Here is an 18,754-nt window from a genome sequence, read left to right as displayed (position 1 = left end):
GATAGGAGGATATTTTCATGAATATAGTAGAGACCTTATCCAATCTACTACAGCAAACGGCCTTCTTTCATCTTACTCCGGGAAATTATCTGATGATTCTCGTTGCCCTGGTTTTCCTGTATCTGGGAATCGCCAAGGGCTTTGAGCCCCTATTGATGGTACCTATTGCTTTCGGAATGCTTTTGGTAAATATCTATCCGGATATTATGTTAAGCCCGGAAAAGTCTATCAATGGAACCGGGGGACTTTTATGGTATTTCTTCCGTTTAGATGAATGGACCATTTTACCGTCTTTGATTTTCCTGGGTGTGGGAGCCCAGACGGACTTCTCCCCTCTGATAGCGAACCCTATCAGCTTCTTGCTGGGGGCAGCGGCACAGTTCGGTATTTATGCTGCATACTTTATTGCCATTTTTCTTGGCTTTAACGGAGCGGCTGCGGCAGCTATCTCTATTATCGGAGGCGCGGACGGTCCTACCTCCATCTTCCTTTGCAACAAGCTGGGACAGACGGAATTACTGGGACCTATTGCGGTTGCGGCATACAGCTATATGTCTTTGGTGCCAATCATCCAGCCGCCTATTATGCGGGCTTTAACCACGAAGGAAGAGCGGATGTGCAAGATGGAGCAGTTAAGACCGGTTTCCAAGCTGGAAAAAATACTGTTCCCCATCGTGGTAACCATTGTGGTTTGTTTGATTTTACCCACAACAGCCCCTCTTGTGGGAATGCTGATGCTGGGAAATTTATTTAAAGAATCCGGAGTAGTAAAGCAGTTAACGGATACTGCGGCGAATGCCATGATGTATATTGTGGTTATTTTACTGGGAACCTCTGTAGGAGCAACCACCTCTGCAGAAGCCTTTTTAAATGTAAATACCTTAAAGATTGTGTTCTTGGGACTGGTAGCCTTTGCCTTTGGAACAGCGGCAGGAGTACTTCTTGGAAAAATTATGTACTATGCCTCCGGAAAGAAGATTAATCCGTTAATCGGTTCCGCAGGAGTTTCTGCAGTGCCTATGGCGGCAAGAGTATCCCAAAAAGTGGGAGCGGAATCAGACCCGACCAACTTCCTTTTAATGCATGCCATGGGACCAAATGTGGCAGGAGTTATCGGAACAGCGGTTGCAGCAGGAATCTTTATGGCTGTGTTTGGAGTGAAATAGAAAGGGGAAAATATGGCAAAAGTTAAGATTACGGAGACCGTGCTGAGAGATGCGCACCAGTCCTTGATTGCCACAAGAATGCCCAGTGAATTGATGGAGCCTATTTTGGACAAGATGGATCAGGTAGGATACCATGCGGTGGAATGTTGGGGAGGAGCGACCTTTGATGCCTGCCTTCGTTTCCTAAAGGAAGATCCCTGGGAAAGACTTCGGATGTTGAAAAGACATTTTAAGAATACGAAGCTGCAAATGTTGTTCCGTGGACAGAATATCTTAGGCTACAATCACTATGCAGATGATGTGGTGGAGTACTTTGTAGAAAAATCCATTGCCAACGGTATTGATGTCATTCGAATTTTCGACTGCTTAAATGATATTCGAAATCTGGAAACTGCCGTAAAGGCCACCAGAAAAGAAGGGGGACATGCTCAGATTGCTCTTTGCTATACCCTGGGAGATGCCTATACCCTGGAATACTGGGAGAACCTGGCAAGAGATGTAGAAAATCTCGGTGCGGATTCCCTTTGCATTAAGGATATGGCAGGCCTGCTTCTTCCAAAGGAGGCAACAGAGCTTGTTGCTGCCTTAAAGAGAGGAACCTCTCTTCCTATCGAAATGCATACCCACTATACCTCCGGTATGGCTTCCATGACCTATTTAAAGGCTATTGAAGCAGGAGCGGACATCATTGATACCGCATCCACTCCCCTGGCTATGGGAACTTCCCAGCCATCTACAGAAGTTATGGTAGCGGCTTTACAGGGCACCGAGTATGATACAGGCCTTGATCTGGACAAGCTTATTGAGATTTCCAATTATTTCCAGCCTTACCGGGAGGAATGTATCAAGTCCGGCCTTCTTTCCACAAAGGTATTGGGCGTTGATATCAAGGCCTTAAAATATCAGGTTCCCGGAGGAATGTTATCTAATCTGATTTCCCAGCTGCATCAGGCTGGAAAGGACGAGAAGCTTCAGGAGGTTTTGGAGGAGGTTCCAAGAGTGCGTAAGGACTTTGGAGAGCCGCCACTGGTTACCCCTTCTTCTCAGATTGTAGGAACCCAGGCAGTAATGAATGTGGTTACCGGAGAGCGGTATAAGATGGTTCCCAAGGAGTCTTACAAGCTGGTTGCAGGAGAGTTCGGTAGAACCGTAAAGCCTATGGACGAAGAAATGCTGAAGAAGGTCTTAAAGGGAGAGAAGCAGATGACAGATCGCCCTGCAGACCACATTCCGCCACAGCTTGAACAGTTTAAGGAAGAGTGTAAGGAATGGACACAGCAGCCGGAGGATGTACTGTCTTATGCATTATTCCCTCAGGTAGCCAAGGACTTCTTCCAGTACAGAGATGCCCAGAAATCCGGCATTGCGTTAAAGAACGCAGACAAAGAAAATAAAGCCTACCCGGTGTAAATTGAGGTAGAAGAAGGACAAAACAAATCTAAGAGACTGTAAAAATCAAAATGATTTTCTAAGCAATATAGGTCTGAATGCGGGGTAGTCTGAGCCCATCAGTACTAACTTCAAGCTTCGCTTTGCTCGCTTTCAGTAAGTACTGATGGGCTCAGACTACCCCGCATTCAGACCTATATTGCCGAAAATCGCTTTATTAATTTGATTTTTACAGTTCTTTTTGTTTCCGTCTTCATTCTTTTAGAGTCTATAAGCAGAGGAGTATCATATTGCTCTCTTCTTGGATAGTTTTTGATAAGGGACAATCTGAGCCCGTCGGCACTTAGCTTTTGTTATGTAAAAGCTTAGTGCCGCTATGAGGCGAGGTTAGCGAGAGCGTGTCCCGTTCCAAAAGCTATACGTTAGAGGATAAATTCATTCCAGCTAATATCTCTTCATATCCTCGTTCATTACGTTTCTTTGTCATTTGTCTGAATAATTCCAAGAAGCATTGACGGAAGGAAATAAAAAAATTAAAATGATGCAAGAAAATCTTCATTGAAAATTATTTTTTAATCTTTATAATTTCCTATAGAATTGCAGATGTATAAAGACAGGGATTTTTTCCCTGATGAATCACAAAGAGATGCTTCTTCGAGAACATCCTTCTTTGGCGTAAAGGGCAGGGAGAAAAATGAGAAGAACAAGTTGGAGACGTTTTATAAGTTTAGGATTAATCTTGAGCAGCGTTTTTGCTACGCAAGCTTTTGCTACAGAAAAGGATGCCGTAATTAAGGGCAGTATGGTCAATGTAAGAGCTGAAGCCAATAAAAACAGTAAAAAGGTGACGAACCTTTATTCCAATACAGCCGTTAAAGTAGGGGATCCGGTGCAAAACTCTTCCGGAGAAAGCTGGTATCCGGTTAATTTCCAAGGGGGAAGCGGATATATTCGTTCCGATTTTGTAAAATTTCCGGTTCAATACCAAAGGGATGAGGCCTTTGAGAACGCTTTAAATCAACAGGGCTTTCCGGAAGCTTATAAGGACGGCCTAAGAGCTCTCCATGCAGAGTTTCCCAACTGGCAGTTTAAGGCTTTACATACCAATTTGGATTGGCAGAGAGTTTTAGACGGAGAGATGGAAGGAACCAGCAGTCTTGTGGACAAGAATGCTATTTCATCCTGGAAGTCCACCGAGCAGGGAAAATATGACTGGAATACAGGAACATGGGTAGGATTTGACGGTCCTACCTGGGTTGGTGCCTCCAGGCAATTAACAGCATACTATATGGATCCCAGAAACTTTTTGGATGAGTCCTACATTTTCCAATTCTTACTCCATAGCTATAATCCGGAGGAACAGACGAGAGACGGTTTGGCAGCCATGCTAAAGGGCAGCTTTATGGATAGCGTAAGTCAAGGCAGTGGAAATGGGGGAAACAGCGGAAGCGGAGATGCTTCCTCTACCCAGAATTCAACAGAAACAGTAGTCATTTCCAATGAAGGACCGGGAGCAAACATATCAAATGCGGAGGGAACGGTTATTCCTTCCGGAACCGCAGCGGCATCTGCAGACAATTCCAATACAAGTAACGGAACAAATGCAGGCGGTGTGGATTACGTGAGTATTATTATGAAGGCTGCGGAGCAGTCTAAGCAGAATCCCTATGTTCTGGCTTCCATGATTTTACAGGAGCAGGGAAAAGGAAGCAGCGGTTCTATTTCCGGAAGTAGCGGACATTACAATTATTTTAATATCGGTGCTTACCAGGATGGAAAGATGGGAGCCATCGAGAGAGGTATTTGGTATGCCAAGCAAAGTGGCAGCTATATGCGTCCCTGGAATAGCAGAGAAAAGTCTATTGTGGGCGGAGCACAGTTCTTTGCGGAAAATTATATGAATGCAGGACAGAATACTTTGTATCTGAAGAAGTGGAATGTACAAGGATCCAACCTGTTTAAGCATCAATATATGACCAATGTACAGGGAGCTGCCGAGGAAGGGGCAAAGTTATCTTCAGCTTACAGCAAAGATATGAAGAATAAAGCCCTGGTTTTCTCCATCCCCGTATATAAGGATATGCCGGGACAGAAAGAGCCGATTCCTACCGGAGATGAGAAACCCACAAGAAAAGATGGTGGCAACAGTTCCGGAGATAGCTCGGGCAGCGGTAATAGCACAGTAAGCAATGCCGGAAATGCAGGTGCTAATGGAAATGGAAGCAACACAAACAGCTCAGCAGGGAAGACAGAGAGCGGTGTAGAAGTAGTGGAGATTGGAAAGAGTCCTCTTGGTTAAAAAGTCTTGAAAGAATTCTCATCTTTCAGTAAAATATAACGGAATGTGTCGAGTAAAGCTTCGGGTACTGTCAGAGGATGGGAAGACTCGAATCAGAGGAATTTGAGGAAATAATAATGAAATCATTACAATATATACTATATACTTGCCTGCTCAGCTTTCTGTTTTCCATAGCTGTTTTTGCGGCAGACGGACAGCTAAGCTTTTCCGATCCGACAGGTAAGGTGGGAGAAGAAATCACGGTGAATATGAAGGTGAAGAGTGATACTCCTTTAGCCAGAGTAGATATTACCCTTCGCTACGACAGTAATTCTTTGCAGTTTGTCAGCGGAACGAATACTGATGGAGGTGCAGGAACTCTGCGTGTACACGGTACCGGCGATAATTCCGTAGCAAATACCTTGGCATTTGCTTTGAAATTCAAGGCTGCTTCCGCAGGACAGTCCAGTATTACGGTAGAAAAGCAGGAAATATACAGCGGGGATGAAAGTCTTTTAAACCTTACCCATGTGGGAAAAGGTGCTGTAAATATTACTGCAGAAGAAACAAGCAGTGAAAGTGCGGCGGAAACTTCAGCCTCTGCAGAAGAAAGTGAAGAGGCGGAGACCAAGAACGAGGGGGTTAAGCTTACCGCAAAGGACAAGAGCATTACCATTATGAATCCCGGCTCCGATGTAAAGATTCCGGATGGCTTTTGGGAAAGCACCATTGATGTAGACGGTCATCAGGTAAAGGGATGGGTATGGAAGGCCGATACAGAGCATCAGTACATTATTGTTTATGGAATGAATGATGCGGGGGATTTACACTTTTATCGTTACGACTTAAAGGAAAAAACCATTCAGCGGTATTTTCAGGATCCCTTAGAGGCTGAGCAGAAGAAAAATGCGGAAAGCTATCCAACTTTATTAAATCAATATGATACTTTGGTAGGAAAATATAATGTACAGACAATCTTGAGCATTGTTTTTGCCTTAGTGGCTTTGCTTCTTGCCGCCCTATCCATCTTCCTGTGGCAGACACGTAGCAAATTAAAGAAAATTATTGCTTTCCAGAGAGAAACCTTGGAGCGAGAGCGAAAGGAAAGTCGTCCCAATGTAGAGCGCTTCTCATTAAAGGAAGAATTTCCCATGAAGGATCAGGATTTCCCGGAGGAAGAGGAAGAAGAGGGAAGGACTAAGCTGATTGGTCGTAGACCCAATGTGCACCATGAGGGAGAGAACAGCTCCGATATCGAGGATGCCGATTTAGGAGCCACCAGAGCGATTTCTTTATCTGCTGAAGATAAAAAGAGATTGGCGGATAAAGAGAAACATAAAAAAGAGGATTCTTTGGAGCATACCAAAGAAGTAGAGCTGGAAATCGAAGAGCTGTAAGTTCTATGAGCCGTAAAGAATTTAAAAGCTGTAATGGCTTATAGAATTAAGAGAAACATGATGTAGAAGCTGTTTATCATGCAGTATAGCCATAAAAAGTAGGAGATCTGTCCTAAGGCTATACTGCTTTTTTTCATGAAAATATTTCTTATAGGACTCCTTCACAGATTATTCAAAAAGCTTTGCTATCATGATAAAATATTTAGATTCAATCAGAAAATTTTAACTGGACAACACTGCTTTTAGGGGCTATAAAAGCAGAAACAGTATTGTATAGAAAAGGATAAGGTGGAGAAAATGAATCAGTTTACGATACAGGCACAAAGGTCTTTACAGCTTGCCATAGAGGTGGCTGAAGAGTGTCATCATCAATATATTGGAACAGAGCATATCCTCTTGGGACTTGTACGGGAAGGTACCGCCGTTGCCGGAAAGGTTTTAAAGGCAAACGGTGTAACGGAAGAAAAGATTGCGGATATGATTGCCAAGTTCATGGTAAGCGGAGAAAGCGGTGTTTCTCTAGCGGACCCCAGTGGCTATACACCATCTGCCAAGAGAGTTTTGGAGCAGGCGATGCAGGAAGCCAGAGAAGGGCAGTCCCGTCTGGTGGGAACCGAACATTTATTAATGGCGATATTAAAGGATGGAAACTGTGTAGCATCCCGTATTATTTCCACCTTGGGTGTTTCCATGCAAAAGATTTATACCCAGCTGAATTCCGCCATTGGAAGAGACAATCTGGTGGAAGAGAGAAATAATAGAGAGAAGGAAGTACGATCCGTGCAAACCCCAACTTTGGATCAGTACTCCAGAGATCTTACCGCTTTGGCAAAGGAAGGAAAGTTGGATCCGGTGGTTGGTCGCGGACAGGAAATTATGCGTATGATTCAGATTCTGTCCAGAAGAACCAAGAACAATCCTTGTCTTGTGGGAGAACCGGGTGTAGGAAAGACGGCTGTGGTGGAAGGTCTGGCCAATAAAATTGCGGCAAAGGATGTTCCGGACAGTATTTTGAAAAAGCGTTTATTAACCTTGGATTTATCTGCCATGGTGGCAGGCTCCAAATACCGTGGAGAGTTTGAGGAAAGAATTAAAAAGGTGATTCAAGAGGCAAGAACAGACGGTGAAGTGCTTCTTTTTATTGATGAGATTCATACTATTATCGGAGCGGGAGGCGCTGAGGGCGCTTTGGATGCTGCCAATATTTTAAAGCCTGCCTTAGCCAGAGGAGAGCTGCAGATTATCGGTGCAACCACCCTGGAGGAGTATAGAAAGCATATCGAAAAGGATGCGGCACTGGAAAGACGTTTTCAGCCGATTACGATTGAAGAACCAACAGAAGAAGAAAGCATCAAGATTCTGGAAGGGATCAAAGAGCGCTACGAAGAGCATCATCAGGTAGTGATTGAAGAAGAGGCTATTTTAGCGGCGGTGAAGCTTAGTGCCCGCTATATTAATGATCGGTATTTGCCAGATAAGGCCATTGATTTAATTGATGAGGCTGCTTCCAAAATCCGCATTTTAAATAGTGGAGAGCCTGCAGCAATCAAGAAATTAAGAGCTCAGATTGCCGAGTTTGAAGAAGAAAAGGAAGATTGCATTCGCAGGGAGGATTTTGAAGGCGCTTCTCAGATTAAGAAAAAACAGGAGCAGAGAAGAAAACGGCTGAGTAAGGAGCTGGAGCTTTGGAAGACGGAAAGAGAAGAGAACCGTCTTCACGTACGGGAGTCAGACATTGCTCAGGTAGTTTCCGATTGGACCAAGATTCCTACCAAGAAGTTGGAAGAAACGGAGACGGAAAGGCTGAAGAATCTGGAGAATCTTCTTCATGAAAGAGTGATTGGTCAGAATGAGGCGGTGAAGGCCGTTGCGCAAGCTATTAAGAGAGGACGCGTAGGCTTAAAGGATCCTAAGCGCCCCATTGGTTCCTTTATGTTCCTGGGACCAACCGGAGTGGGAAAGACAGAGCTGTCCAAGGCTATTGCGGAGGTGATTTTCGGCTCTGAACAAAACCTTATCCGTGTAGATATGTCGGAGTATATGGAAAAATACAGTGTTTCCAAGATGATCGGTTCCCCTCCCGGATATGTAGGCTATGATGAGGGTGGACAGCTTTCCGAGAAGGTAAGAAGAAATCCTTACTCTGTTATTCTATTTGATGAGATTGAGAAGGCCCATCCGGATGTGCTGAACATTCTTTTACAGGTGTTGGATGACGGACATATCACCGACTCTCAGGGACGAAAGGTTTCCTTTAAGAACACCATCATTATCATGACCTCCAATGCAGGGGCGGAACAGATTATCAGCCCGAAAAAGTTGGGCTTTGAAACCACTCCCGGACAGCTGGATAAAGACTATCAATACATGAAGAATAAGGTCTTGGAAGAGCTGAAAAACCTCTTTAGACCGGAGTTTTTGAATCGTATTGATGAAATCATTGTCTTTAGACCCATCAGTAAGGAAGATATGTCCAAGATTTTGGATATTCTTCTGTCCCAGCTGTATAAGCGTGCAAAGGGCGAACTGGATCTTGGTTTACGCTTAGATAAGGGGGCAAAGGACTTCCTGGTGGAAAAGGGCTATGATCCTAAGTTTGGTGCAAGACCTTTAAAGAGAACCATCCAAACCCAGGTGGAGGACTTACTGTCTGAAGCCATTTTAGAGGGAGAGATTCCCCAGGGCTCTTTGGTTACCGTGAAAATGGATAGATCCGGAGAGAAATTAAAGACCAGCATTAGAAAAAGGAAGGAAGAATGCCAAAAAGTTTAAATCTTTTTTTCTGTAAGGAATGTGGGTATGAGACCATCAAGTGGTTGGGACAGTGTCCTTCCTGTAAGGCCTGGAACTCTATGGTGGAGGCTCCAAAGGAAAGTAAAAAAAGACTGGGGGGAGCAGGCTCTATGCTTCCCCTGAAAAAAGCAGAGGCGAAAAAGCTGGAGGAAATTCCATTAGATAAGGAAGATCGTATTTCTACCGGCTATGGAGAGCTGGATAGAGTATTGGGAGGTGGCCTGGTGGCCGGCTCCCTCGTTTTATTAGGGGGAGATCCGGGAATCGGAAAATCCACCATTTTCCTCTCCGTAAGCCTGCATTTGGCTTCCAAGGGAGGGAAGAGAGTTCTCTATGTCTCCGGCGAGGAATCGTTAAAGCAGATTAAGCTTAGGGCCAATCGCATGGGAGAAGTGGAAGGGGAGCTTTATTTTCTGTCCGAAAGTAACTTGAATCAACTCTTGGAGGTGGTGGAGGAAAGAGAGATTGATTTTCTGGTGATTGACTCCATCCAAACCATGTTCTTGGAGGAGGTAACTGCCTCTCCCGGTTCCGTCAGTCAGGTGCGGGAATGTACCTCCTTCTTGCTTCGTCTTGCTAAGGATCGAGGAATTACCATAGCGGTGATTGGTCATGTGACCAAGGATGGAAATGTTGCCGGGCCGAAGATTTTAGAGCATATGGTGGATGTGGTTTTGTATTTTGAGGGAGAACAGAACAGCCAGCTACGTATTCTGCACGGACAAAAAAATCGTTTTGGTTCCACCAATGAAATTGCCGTTTTCACGATGGAAGAGAAGGGGCTTTGCGAGGTGGAAAATCCCTCCGCTTTACTTTTGGCAGGCCGTGCTCTGGACTGCTCAGGCTCCATAGTTTCCTGCGGTCTGGAAGGAACAAGACCGATTCTTATGGAAATTCAGGCACTTTTGGTGGCCACCAACTTCGGCCTCCCCAGAAGAACCGCAAACGGTATGGATTATAATCGTTTGCATATGCTCCTTGCGGTAATGGAAAGGCGCTTAGGCATTGAGTGCTCTAAGTTCGATGCCTATATCAATATTGCCGGAGGCTTAAAGATTTCGGAGCCTTCTATTGATTTGGCAGTGCTTTTGGCTCTTGTTTCCAGCTATAGAAACCTTTCTATTCCGGAAGATACCATGGTTTTTGGAGAGGTGGGATTGTCCGGTGAAATTCGCGGCGTGAGCCATAGTGAAGCCAGAATCGAAGAAGCCATTCGACTGGGCTTTAAAAGGATTCTCTTACCTGCCTATCATGCACCGGCAAAGGGAAAAAAGAAAGATATTGAACTGATTCCGGTAAAAAATATAAGAGAGGCATTGACAATCTTCAAAAAATAGCATAGAATTATACCGTTGCTTTTTTAAAGCAAAGGGGATTAGTTCAATGGTAGAGCAACGGTCTCCAAAACCGCCGATGGGGGTTCGAATCCCTCATCCCCTGCTACTAAGAAACCCTAGGAATTAAGCCTAAAGTGGCTTGAAACCTAGGGTTTTTGCTTACTTTTCGGTAATGTACTTTTACCGAAAAAGAATGATTTTTACATGTTTTACAGCTCATGTATCCCACGAAACCGCCCACAATTGGTGTTGATTCAGTAGCGAGTTTCTCTAATTGAGCAAGTTAAAAGAAAGGATGTGGCAAAATACCACAGCCTTTGAAAGTTCTATACTAAGCCTGTAATCTCTCCAGTAGAGCCTCTTGCAGTACCTGGGAGAAGTTTATGCCTTGTGCTAAGGCCTTTTCATTCATCCACTCAGGTATAGTGAGGTTTTTCCGGACAGACTTATTGAGGTATAGCTTTGCATATTCATCAGCATCAACACTGATAAGATTTACAAAATAATCTGACGGTTTACCTGCTCCCAATTCTTCTGCATAGGCAACAGGATCTACTGTATCAACCGGAGAGGAGACAGGGAAAGCTTCACCGTCCCGTTTCAAACCTATGAGCTGAACAGCCAGGCACTCAACAGCCATGTTCATGGCGTCGTTTAAATCGTTTCCACAAGTGGCGGCATTAAAATCAGGGAAGCAAACAGAATACCTTCCGTCGTCCTCTTTGTAAAATATTGCCGGATATATACTTAACATGCTTAGCTCCTTTCTATTCCTGCTTGTTTGTAAATCGAACATTCGGTAAACTTAGTAAGCTCTTTAGTGTGGAAAGGGATTGTTACTTTGCCTTTTTTAATCGGGTGCTTGTACTGCCTGTGTGAGCCTTCTTGACTTACAAGGTACCAGCCATCTTTTAATATGATTCTTTCCATTTCCTTGGCCTTCTTCGGCATATTGCTTTCCCCTTTCTGTTTCTTTAGATATATTTTATAGTACAATACGCACTGTGTCAATGCGCATAAACTTAGGGATGGATACCCCCCTAGTTTCATCACCGATTAGGTGATTACTTCTGGGGACGTTGTTATATTTATTCCGGGGAAAAGTAGCTGATAAATAGCTTTTCCAATAAAGCTAAATCAAGATGCAGATTATTTCATGCCATGTAGTAGATTTTATTCGTAACTATATCCGCGGATTTTGAAAAGTTAAAGTTTTTGGACAATATTGACGGTCTTATTCAGGATGTATATAATAAGGCCAAAGAACAGTTTGCTGGATTACCGGATGGTTCAATAGAGTAGAAAGCCTCAATGTGGGTCATTGAGGCTTTGGAGAGATCAGAACACCTAATATTCACAAGGAGATAATTGTATGGATAAAAAAGCAACCTTTGAGGATGTTATAAATGGGCCTTATTTTATTGACGACAGTAAGATGCCTAGTGCTGAGGAGTCTAAAAATTTAGTGTTCCCTAAAGAACTTGAAAAAGAGTTGGATGCAAGACTTAGAGAGATAAGTAGAGAATTCGGTCTTTCTTAAACGCCTAGAGAATATCTGTTTGAGGTGGTAACATGACGAAAAAAGAGTATAAAGAACTTCTTGCCGACAAGTATAAAGCATGGGAAGAAGAAAAAATCGTTGGTATCCCATTAACAAAGGAAGAAGTTGAAGAGCTCAAAAAGAAAGGCATCATAAAAGAAAACTAATCTACCACCGATCGTCGGTGGTATTTTGTTGCCTAAAAAGGAGTGATTATGGATCAGTTCAAACAGATATACAGAATTCTTTCCATCCTACATAAGGCTATGGACTTGGAAGAGTGGGACAGCAAGCTACTTTCTCCGTAGGATCTAGGACTCAGCCTTCTGATATGGTCAAGTCATATGGCCATGCTTCTGAAAGAAGGATACATCATGGGAGGGGAAGCTTGAGCAGTTGGCTACTATGCAAACGGTAAGCTTAGGGCTGGCTACTCAGACCATTCCCTATGCCTTAAAGATGGCAGATTTTACTACAGATAAAGGAATTAAAATGCAGAATTTTCGTAAAGGTACTCTGGAGCAATATCAAGCTCATCATTCCAGATCACAGTACCATCTTCTACATGAGCAGTAAGAAAAAAATCCAGATCATTTAATTGTTGATATATAGGTTTTTGAAGCTCTGAAAGAAAGTTGAAAATTCCTTTTTTTTCCATTGGAAAAAGAAAGATGTAATTCATAGCTTTTGGAAGCCTTCACATCAGTGACAATCCATTTTGGGATACTCATTTCAATTCTCCCTTTCCTAGAACCTTGCAAACAAATACACAAATCCCGAACCGAACATATCCGCCATGGAGTGTACCAGAACCACCGGCAGGAGATTTTTGATTCTATAGGTATAGAAGTAGTAATACATAAGTCCAAATACCACACCGATAATAAGGGCGGAAGTCATGCCCTGATAGGTATGGAAGGATATACGAATCATCGTGGAGTAAAGCAGGGTTTGCCATTTGTACTTTTGGTCTACGGTGCCCAGTAAGCCTAAAAAGAAGAATTCTTCGTAGAAGGCATTTAATAAAGCATAGATAATGGCAATGGGGCTTAAGGCGGCTATTTTCCGAAACAACTCAAAGAAATCCATGGAAAGGAGAACTTCCTTGGTGAAGTAGTTATAGCCGTTATCAAAGAGAAGGTAAAGAACGTCTGCACTTAGGCCCATAATGGCAAGTAAAACAAAGTACCAGGGAATCACGGAGAGCTTAAAGCGAAAGGGGATTTGCTTAAAATCAAAGTTACGAACAATCAGATAGAGAAAAACCAAAAGCAGCATAAAGAACTGGAATTGCAGGTTACTGGAATAGGCTACCCCTTCAGTGGCTGTATCCACAGTTTCCGCTACCGTTTCCGTAATGCTTTCCGTATTTTGGCTAAGAAGGATGGGGGAGAGGGGGAAAGCGTAAAACATAGCGGATTTTACAGCATTTAAGCTGTCTAGAAATAGCTGGTTGGAGCGAATAATAAATTCTCCGAATAAAATCAAGCTAATGATGATGACATCATAGAAACGAAGGTTCTTGGTTTTTTCTTTGGGGAAAATGAATTGACGAATAGACATGCTGCTCCTTTCTTTCCGCTAAGCAATTTAAAGGATAGAAAACTTACAGTTCCATCAGTGCATTGCTATTTTAGCCGTATCTTTGCTATTATAGCAAGGAAAAATCTCTTAAAAAGGAGAGGAAAGAGGAAGATTCTATGGCAGGAAGTATTGTAAATATAGAAAAAGGCAGCAAAAGCTTTCAAAATAAAGTTTTGTTTTCCGATGCCCAGTTCTCGATTCAAGAAGGAGAGAAGGTGGCATTAATCGGAAGAAACGGAGGAGGGAAGTCTACTTTGCTTCGGATTATTGCCGGAGAAGAGGAACTGGACAGTGGAAGTATTGTACGAAGAAGGAGCTTGAAAATCAGCTATCTTACTCAGGAAAGTCATTTTCCGGAGGAGAAGAGTATTTTGGAGGCTCTGGTGGAGAACTTTGCCCTTCGTATGGGAGAGCAGGAAAGAGAGGCCTTTGGAAAGAAGGTTATGCAGGAGATTGGCTTGGAGGATTTCTATTCTCCCTGCAAGATTTTATCCAGAGGACAGAAGAAACAGCTGGCTCTTTTGGCGGCCCTAAACACAGAGCCGGATTTGCTGCTTTTGGACGAGCCTACAAACCACTTGGACGAGGAAATGGCGGAGTGGCTGGAGGAAAAATTAAAGCGCTTTAAGGGGGCGATTTTGCTGGTGAGTCATGACCGATATTTTTTGGATACGGTTTGTGATGTGATTGTGGAGCTGGAAAGAGAAGGCTTTACTCGCTACGAATGCTCCTACTCCTCTTATTTGGAAAGAAAGGCAGAGAGATTCAATATCGAAAAGGCTCAGGAAAGAGCCAGACAAAGTCTGCTTCGAAAAGAATTGGCTTGGGTGCGAAGAGGAGCCAAGGCCAGAACCACCAAACAAAAGGGACGACTGCAACGCTATGAAAAGCTCTCTCAAATGCATGGTCCAACGGAGGAGGAAGAGCTGAGCCTAGCCTCCATTTTCGTGCGTCTGGGGAAGAGTACCATAAACTGTGAAAACCTGACAAAACGCTATGGGGATAAGCTTTTATTCTCCAATTTCAGCTATAATTTTTTACGGAATGACCGTATCGGCATTATCGGGAAGAACGGGGCAGGAAAGTCTACCCTGATGAAGGCAATTTTGGGAGAAATTCCGGTGGATGAGGGAAAGGTGGAAATCGGACAAACCGTGCGGATTGCCTATTTTCGTCAGGAAAATGAAGATTTGCCGGAAAAGGAAAGGGTAATCGACAGCATTAAGGAGATTGCGGAATATCTGCCCACAAAGGAAGGTTTGATTTCCGCCTCCCAAATGGCGGAGCGTTTCCTTTTTTCTCCGGAAATGCAGTACGCCCCCATTGAGAAGCTTTCCGGTGGAGAGAAAAGAAGACTCTACCTGCTACGCATTTTGATGTCCGCCCCCAATGTGCTGTTCCTGGATGAGCCCAGCAATGACTTGGATTTAAGCAGCTTGATTGTTCTGGAAGATTTTTTGGACAGCTTTCCGGGCATTGTTTTTGTGATTAGCCATGACCGATATTTTCTGGATCGTACGGTGAACCGTCTCTTTATTTTTCAGGAAAATGGACAGATTCGCCAGTTTGAGGGAGGCTATACCGACTATCAGGTACAGCTTTTGAAGGAAAAGGAAGAGGCGGAAAATGTAGAAAAGGGTAGTAAAGCAGAGTCCAAAGAGGATAGAGGAGAAGAAAAGTCCGAGGGGGATAAGAAGAAATCCTGGCAGGGTGCAAGGCTTTTAAAGATGAGCTATCAGGAGAAGAAGGACTTTGAGCATATCGAAGAGGAGATTGCCAAATTGGAAGAGGAGCTTGCCTTTATTGAAAAGGAAAGCGAAGCCAATGGCAGGGATTACGTCTATCTTGCGAAACTACAGGAGCAGAAGGAAGAAGCAGAGGGAAAGCTTTTGGAAAAGTATGAGCGCTACGAGTATTTGACAGAGCTTCAGAAACGAATTGATGCCGGGGAGAAGGTTTAAAGTTCATACAAAGGATTAAGGAAAATATCAAGGAAAAGCTCAAGGAAAAGACCAAGAGAAAGATTAAGGAAAAGCTCAAGGAAAAGATCAAGAGAAAGATCAAGAGAAAGATCAAGAGAAAGATCAAGAAAAGATTAAGCAAACATTTTTAGAACAAATGTTTGCTTTTTTGTTTACAAAACAAATGTTTGGTTTTAGAATAAGAGAAGAAAGGAAGAATGGAGATAGAGCCATGGATGTGTATGGGGAAGTGCAAAAGGAAAGAAAATGTCACTATATGGCCATTGATTTAAAGTCTTTTTATGCTTCCTGCGAGTGCAGAGAAAGAGGCTTGGATCCTATGGATGCTTATTTGGTGGTGGCGGATGGAGAAAGGACGGAAAAAACCATCTGCCTTGCAGTAAGTCCTGCCCTAAAGGCTTACGGTGTTCCGGGAAGAGCCAGACTTTTTGAGGTGGTAGAAAAGGTACGAAAGATCAATTACCAAAGGTCGAAGCTTTACGGAGGACAGCCTCTTGTGGGAAAGTCCTGCTTTGATTCAGATTGTAAAGCCTATCCTTTTTTGGCGGTAAACTATATTACAGCTCCTCCCAGGATGGCTTTATACATGGCTTACAGCAGGCGGGTTTATGAGGTGTATCTGGAATTTGTTTCCAAGGAGGATATTCATGTCTATTCCGTGGATGAGGTTTTTATGGATCTTAAGCCCTATGAAAGAATTTATCAAAAAAGCAGTAGAGTCTTGGCGGAGGAGATTTGCAGAAGAGTTTATGAGGAGGTAGGGATGATTGCCACCGTCGGTTTAGGGGAGAATCTGTATCTGGCCAAGGTAGCTATGGATATCGAAGCAAAACACATGCAAGCCTCTAAGGAAGGGATTCGTTTGGCTATGTTGACGGAGCAATCTTATCGGGAAAGCCTTTGGCAGCATAAGCCCCTCCATGACTTTTGGCGGATTGGCCGGGGAATTGAGAATCGTTTGGCTCACTATGGAATCTATACTATGGGAGATATTGCTATGGCGGCGCTTTCCGGAAGCAAGGAGAAGAAAAATCAGGCTTTGTTATATAAGCTTTTCGGAATACAGGCAGAGCTTTTGATTGACCATGCCTTTGGCTATGAAACTTGCAGGATAGAGGATATTAAGGCCTTTCACAGTAAAAGCAATAGCCTGCATAGCGGGCAGGTTTTGCCTTCGCCCTACGGCTTTTCCGAGGGAAGGATGGTAGCAGAGGAGATGGCGGAGGATTTGGCGCTGGATTTACTAAAGAAAGGGAAGGACTCTGCCTTTGTGCAACTCTATCTTTCTTTTGACGAGGAAAATGCAGGAGAAAGCTATGAAGGGAATCTTGTCCAAAATCACTATGGAAAAAGGGTACCGAAATCCGTCCATGGTCTATATCATTTTCCGAAAAGAAGCAATCAGGGCAGAGCCTTTCGAGAGGCGGTTTTGGCTATCTATGACCGAATCATGGACAGAAGATTAAGAATCAGAAAGCTTAGTATTTCCGCAGAGGATGTAAGGGATTGTGAAGCCTTGCCGGAGGGGCAGCTGGATTTGTTTCAGCATTTTTTGACCTCGGCGGAGGAAGAGCAGGAGCTTACAGAAAGGGTGCAATTTCTGGAAAAGGAAGAGAAGGCCAGAGGAGCAGCTTTAGCGGTAATGGAGAAATTCGGAAAGAATGCCCTACTGAAGGGCTATCAGTATCTGGAGGGAGCCAGAGGAAGGGAGAGGAACCGGCAGATTGGAGGCCATAACAGCGGCGTTTCGGACTTGGCTTCTATCAGGAGAAAGGAGGAATCCACTATAGCGAAGAATATCGTGGAAGGACAGGATTATGAAAGATAGAAAAAAAGAAAAGATAGGAGAAAACTCCTATCAATCCATTTTATATACCAGCTATCCCATCCCCCTCCTTCGGAAGAGGATGTCTAAGGAGAGCCGAGCCGCACAATTTGCTCCCTTTGCTGCCCTAAAGGGCTATGAGGAGATGCTGGAGGAGGACAATCCTAGTCCTTTTTCTGCACCAGTAAGGACTGGATAAATTGCTCTGCTGTTCGTCCTGTGGCGGCTCCTCTTCGGATAGACCAGGCATTGGCCATGGTCAGAAGCTTTTCCTCTGAAATAGAAAGCTTGTATTTATTTGCTAGAGAAAGCACGATTTTCTGATAAAGGGTATAGGCCGGTTTTTGGAAGAGGATGGAAAGCCCAAAACGATCTGCCAAGGAAAGCTTTTCTTCCGTAGTATCGGAATGGTGTAAGTCCTCTTGGTATTCGATATCATTTTTATCGGAAAGATTTTCCTTTACTAAATGTCTTCGATTAGAGGTGGCATAAAGCAGAATATTGTCTGCCCTTCCTTCCAAGCCACCTTCCATGACCGCCTTCAGCAGTTTATATTCCACTTCAAAATTTTCGAAGGAAAGGTCGTCAAAATAAAGAATAAAGAAATAAGGTCTTTCTCTAAGAGCTTGCAAGAGGAAGGGAATTCCCTCCAGATCCTTTTTGAAAAGAGAAACAAAGCGGAGTCCTTTAGACTGATATTCCTCTAAAAGCGCCTTCATACAGCTGGATTTTCCGGTTCCCGCATCTCCGTAAAGTAAGACATGATTTGCCTTCTTTCCTGCCAAAAAGGCTTCGGTATTCTCTTTCAAGGTGGAAATTTCCTTTTCATAGCCCAGGAGGGTGGAAAATCCGGGATACTTCTGCAAGGGAAGACCTTCCAAACAGTATTCGGAAGAGCCTGTACCGAAAATATTTTCTTTTTCCAAGCTAAAGGCGGAATGACAACGGAAAAGTCCTACACCTTTTTCCTTATATTCCATTTCCAAAATAGAGGAGAATTCCTGAGCATCCTTTGCTGTTTCCAGCTTATTGTTAAAGGAAAGCAGCTGCGCTTCATAGGAATAGGAGGGAAAGTGCTCTGTCTTGGCTGCTTCGGAAACTTTTCCTCGAAATACGGAGTCGATAGCCTTTTGTTCCTTTGGAAAGAAGAAAGACAGGTTTAAATGGTAGAGGGAATAGAGGATTTCCATTTCTCTTTGGATAAATTCCGGATGAGAGAAATGACTCCAGCCTCTTTTTTCGGCAGATAAACTTAGAGAATTTTCGTCCTGCAAAAGAAAATCGGAAAGAAAAATATGCCAAAGGTTTGTTCCCTTTGGCATATTGGAATAGTTTTGAAAGAGACGGGAGAGGGCAGCATAAGGAGCATCCGCCTTTAAATCCTGCACGAAATCTGTTTCTAAAAGATTTCGATAAAACAATAATTCTTCCATTCTTTCTAAATTCATCCCTTGTACTCCTAT

General features: G+C 43.6%; 16 protein-coding genes and 1 tRNA gene. 12 read left to right on the top strand and 5 right to left on the bottom strand.

Annotated features, from left to right (window positions below; all coding sequences use genetic code 11):
* Positions 1-17 precede the first annotated feature (17 nt).
* The 7 genes from RDQ32_RS01250 (at position 18) to RDQ32_RS01220 (ending at position 10,463) form a co-directional block, all read left to right on the top strand.
* On the top strand, positions 18-1,166 hold the full coding sequence (locus tag RDQ32_RS01250) for a sodium ion-translocating decarboxylase subunit beta (protein ID WP_007156342.1): 1,149 nt from the start codon (positions 18-20) through the stop codon (positions 1,164-1,166).
* A gap of 12 nt (positions 1,167-1,178) precedes the next feature.
* The gene (locus tag RDQ32_RS01245; protein ID WP_308578813.1) at positions 1,179-2,576 is read left to right on the top strand and encodes an oxaloacetate decarboxylase subunit alpha; all 1,398 of its coding nucleotides are present in this window, start codon (positions 1,179-1,181) and stop codon (positions 2,574-2,576) included.
* Between the two features lie 673 nt (positions 2,577-3,249).
* Positions 3,250-4,854, top strand: coding sequence for an SH3 domain-containing protein (locus RDQ32_RS01240; RefSeq protein WP_308578812.1), 1,605 nt, complete (start codon positions 3,250-3,252; stop codon positions 4,852-4,854).
* Positions 4,855-4,970: 116 nt separating this feature from the next.
* A complete protein-coding gene (locus tag RDQ32_RS01235) occupies positions 4,971-6,230 on the top strand; it encodes a cohesin domain-containing protein (RefSeq protein ID WP_040648361.1) in 1,260 nt (419 codons plus the stop codon).
* 297 nt (positions 6,231-6,527) lie between these two features.
* Positions 6,528-9,002 carry an ATP-dependent Clp protease ATP-binding subunit gene (locus RDQ32_RS01230; protein WP_040648359.1) on the top strand — a complete coding sequence of 825 codons (2,475 nt, stop codon included), beginning with the start codon at positions 6,528-6,530 and terminating at the stop codon, positions 9,000-9,002.
* A complete protein-coding gene (gene radA / locus RDQ32_RS01225; RefSeq protein ID WP_007156334.1) occupies positions 8,987-10,360 on the top strand; it encodes a DNA repair protein RadA in 1,374 nt (457 codons plus the stop codon). Before RDQ32_RS01230 ends, radA begins: the two co-directional genes overlap by 16 nt.
* 32 nt (positions 10,361-10,392) lie before the next feature.
* Positions 10,393-10,463: transfer RNA gene (locus RDQ32_RS01220), tRNA-Trp, on the top strand.
* 228 nt (positions 10,464-10,691) lie between these two features.
* On the opposite strand, the gene RDQ32_RS01215 is transcribed toward RDQ32_RS01220, so the two are convergent.
* Together RDQ32_RS01215 and RDQ32_RS01210 are read right to left on the bottom strand one after the other, a co-directional pair.
* Positions 10,692-11,114: a type II toxin-antitoxin system HicB family antitoxin gene (locus tag RDQ32_RS01215; RefSeq protein ID WP_007156273.1), complete on the bottom strand. Its 423-nt coding sequence runs from the start codon at positions 11,112-11,114 to the stop codon at positions 10,692-10,694.
* Positions 11,115-11,116: 2 nt separating this feature from the next.
* Positions 11,117-11,311 carry a type II toxin-antitoxin system HicA family toxin gene (locus RDQ32_RS01210; protein WP_009429558.1) on the bottom strand — a complete coding sequence of 65 codons (195 nt, stop codon included), beginning with the start codon at positions 11,309-11,311 and terminating at the stop codon, positions 11,117-11,119.
* A gap of 421 nt (positions 11,312-11,732) precedes the next feature.
* Between RDQ32_RS01210 and RDQ32_RS01205 the strand changes: the two genes are divergently transcribed.
* Entirely contained in the window at positions 11,733-11,900 is a 168-nt protein-coding gene (locus RDQ32_RS01205; protein ID WP_007156271.1) for a hypothetical protein, read from the top strand.
* A gap of 32 nt (positions 11,901-11,932) precedes the next feature.
* Positions 11,933-12,067 (top strand): hypothetical protein, encoded by a 135-nt coding sequence (locus RDQ32_RS01200; RefSeq protein WP_007156270.1) that lies wholly within the window; start codon positions 11,933-11,935, stop codon positions 12,065-12,067.
* A gap of 320 nt (positions 12,068-12,387) precedes the next feature.
* On the opposite strand, the gene RDQ32_RS11135 is transcribed toward RDQ32_RS01200, so the two are convergent.
* Positions 12,388-12,558 carry a DUF2442 domain-containing protein gene (locus tag RDQ32_RS11135; RefSeq protein ID WP_308578847.1) on the bottom strand — a complete coding sequence of 57 codons (171 nt, stop codon included), beginning with the start codon at positions 12,556-12,558 and terminating at the stop codon, positions 12,388-12,390.
* 89 nt (positions 12,559-12,647) lie between these two features.
* Complete coding sequence (locus RDQ32_RS01190) at positions 12,648-13,463, bottom strand: CPBP family intramembrane glutamic endopeptidase (RefSeq protein ID WP_007156268.1); 816 nt, start codon at positions 13,461-13,463, stop codon at positions 12,648-12,650.
* A 137-nt stretch (positions 13,464-13,600) separates the two neighbouring features.
* Here RDQ32_RS01190 and RDQ32_RS01185 point away from each other — a divergent pair, with 137 nt between their 5' ends.
* The 3 genes from RDQ32_RS01185 to RDQ32_RS01175 all read left to right on the top strand — a co-directional run bounded on the left by RDQ32_RS01185 (position 13,601) and on the right by RDQ32_RS01175 (position 17,490).
* Positions 13,601-15,445, top strand: coding sequence for an ABC-F family ATP-binding cassette domain-containing protein (locus RDQ32_RS01185; RefSeq protein WP_308578811.1), 1,845 nt, complete (start codon positions 13,601-13,603; stop codon positions 15,443-15,445).
* Between the two features lie 232 nt (positions 15,446-15,677).
* A complete protein-coding gene (locus tag RDQ32_RS01180) occupies positions 15,678-17,294 on the top strand; it encodes a type VI secretion protein ImpB (protein WP_242650864.1) in 1,617 nt (538 codons plus the stop codon).
* The gene (locus tag RDQ32_RS01175) at positions 17,284-17,490 is read left to right on the top strand and encodes a hypothetical protein (RefSeq protein WP_007156264.1); all 207 of its coding nucleotides are present in this window, start codon (positions 17,284-17,286) and stop codon (positions 17,488-17,490) included. The genes RDQ32_RS01180 and RDQ32_RS01175 overlap by 11 nt, the downstream gene beginning before the upstream one ends.
* Here the strand turns inward: RDQ32_RS01175 and RDQ32_RS01170 are convergent.
* On the bottom strand, positions 17,456-18,739 hold the full coding sequence (locus tag RDQ32_RS01170) for an ATP-binding protein (protein WP_007156263.1): 1,284 nt from the start codon (positions 18,737-18,739) through the stop codon (positions 17,456-17,458). The genes RDQ32_RS01175 and RDQ32_RS01170 overlap by 35 nt on opposite strands.
* Positions 18,740-18,754 lie beyond the last annotated feature (15 nt).

Origin of the sequence: uncultured Oribacterium sp., from assembly GCF_902481605.1 — a bacterium.
Classification (GTDB): Bacteria; Bacillota; Clostridia; order Lachnospirales; family Lachnospiraceae; genus Oribacterium; species Oribacterium sinus.
Note: the sequence above shows the minus strand (reverse complement) of the source record. Positions and strands in the feature narration are given on the sequence as shown.

Excerpts from the sequence above, each read along its gene's own strand:
- RDQ32_RS01250 (WP_007156342.1), top strand. The coding sequence starts at position 18 with ATGAATATAGTAGAGACCTTATCCAATCTACTACAGCAAACGGCCTTC.
- RDQ32_RS01245 (WP_308578813.1), top strand. The coding sequence starts at position 1,179 with ATGGCAAAAGTTAAGATTACGGAGACCGTGCTGAGAGATGCGCACCAG.
- RDQ32_RS01240 (WP_308578812.1), top strand. The coding sequence starts at position 3,250 with ATGAGAAGAACAAGTTGGAGACGTTTTATAAGTTTAGGATTAATCTTG.
- RDQ32_RS01235 (WP_040648361.1), top strand. The coding sequence starts at position 4,971 with ATGAAATCATTACAATATATACTATATACTTGCCTGCTCAGCTTTCTG.
- RDQ32_RS01230 (WP_040648359.1), top strand. The coding sequence starts at position 6,528 with ATGAATCAGTTTACGATACAGGCACAAAGGTCTTTACAGCTTGCCATA.
- radA (WP_007156334.1), top strand. The coding sequence starts at position 8,987 with ATGCCAAAAAGTTTAAATCTTTTTTTCTGTAAGGAATGTGGGTATGAG.
- RDQ32_RS01215 (WP_007156273.1), bottom strand. The coding sequence starts at position 11,114 with ATGTTAAGTATATATCCGGCAATATTTTACAAAGAGGACGACGGAAGG.
- RDQ32_RS01210 (WP_009429558.1), bottom strand. The coding sequence starts at position 11,311 with ATGCCGAAGAAGGCCAAGGAAATGGAAAGAATCATATTAAAAGATGGC.
- RDQ32_RS01205 (WP_007156271.1), top strand. The coding sequence starts at position 11,733 with ATGGATAAAAAAGCAACCTTTGAGGATGTTATAAATGGGCCTTATTTT.
- RDQ32_RS01200 (WP_007156270.1), top strand. The coding sequence starts at position 11,933 with ATGACGAAAAAAGAGTATAAAGAACTTCTTGCCGACAAGTATAAAGCA.
- RDQ32_RS11135 (WP_308578847.1), bottom strand. The coding sequence starts at position 12,558 with ATGGAAAAAAAAGGAATTTTCAACTTTCTTTCAGAGCTTCAAAAACCT.
- RDQ32_RS01190 (WP_007156268.1), bottom strand. The coding sequence starts at position 13,463 with ATGTCTATTCGTCAATTCATTTTCCCCAAAGAAAAAACCAAGAACCTT.
- RDQ32_RS01185 (WP_308578811.1), top strand. The coding sequence starts at position 13,601 with ATGGCAGGAAGTATTGTAAATATAGAAAAAGGCAGCAAAAGCTTTCAA.
- RDQ32_RS01180 (WP_242650864.1), top strand. The coding sequence starts at position 15,678 with ATGGATGTGTATGGGGAAGTGCAAAAGGAAAGAAAATGTCACTATATG.
- RDQ32_RS01175 (WP_007156264.1), top strand. The coding sequence starts at position 17,284 with ATGAAAGATAGAAAAAAAGAAAAGATAGGAGAAAACTCCTATCAATCC.
- RDQ32_RS01170 (WP_007156263.1), bottom strand. The coding sequence starts at position 18,739 with ATGAATTTAGAAAGAATGGAAGAATTATTGTTTTATCGAAATCTTTTA.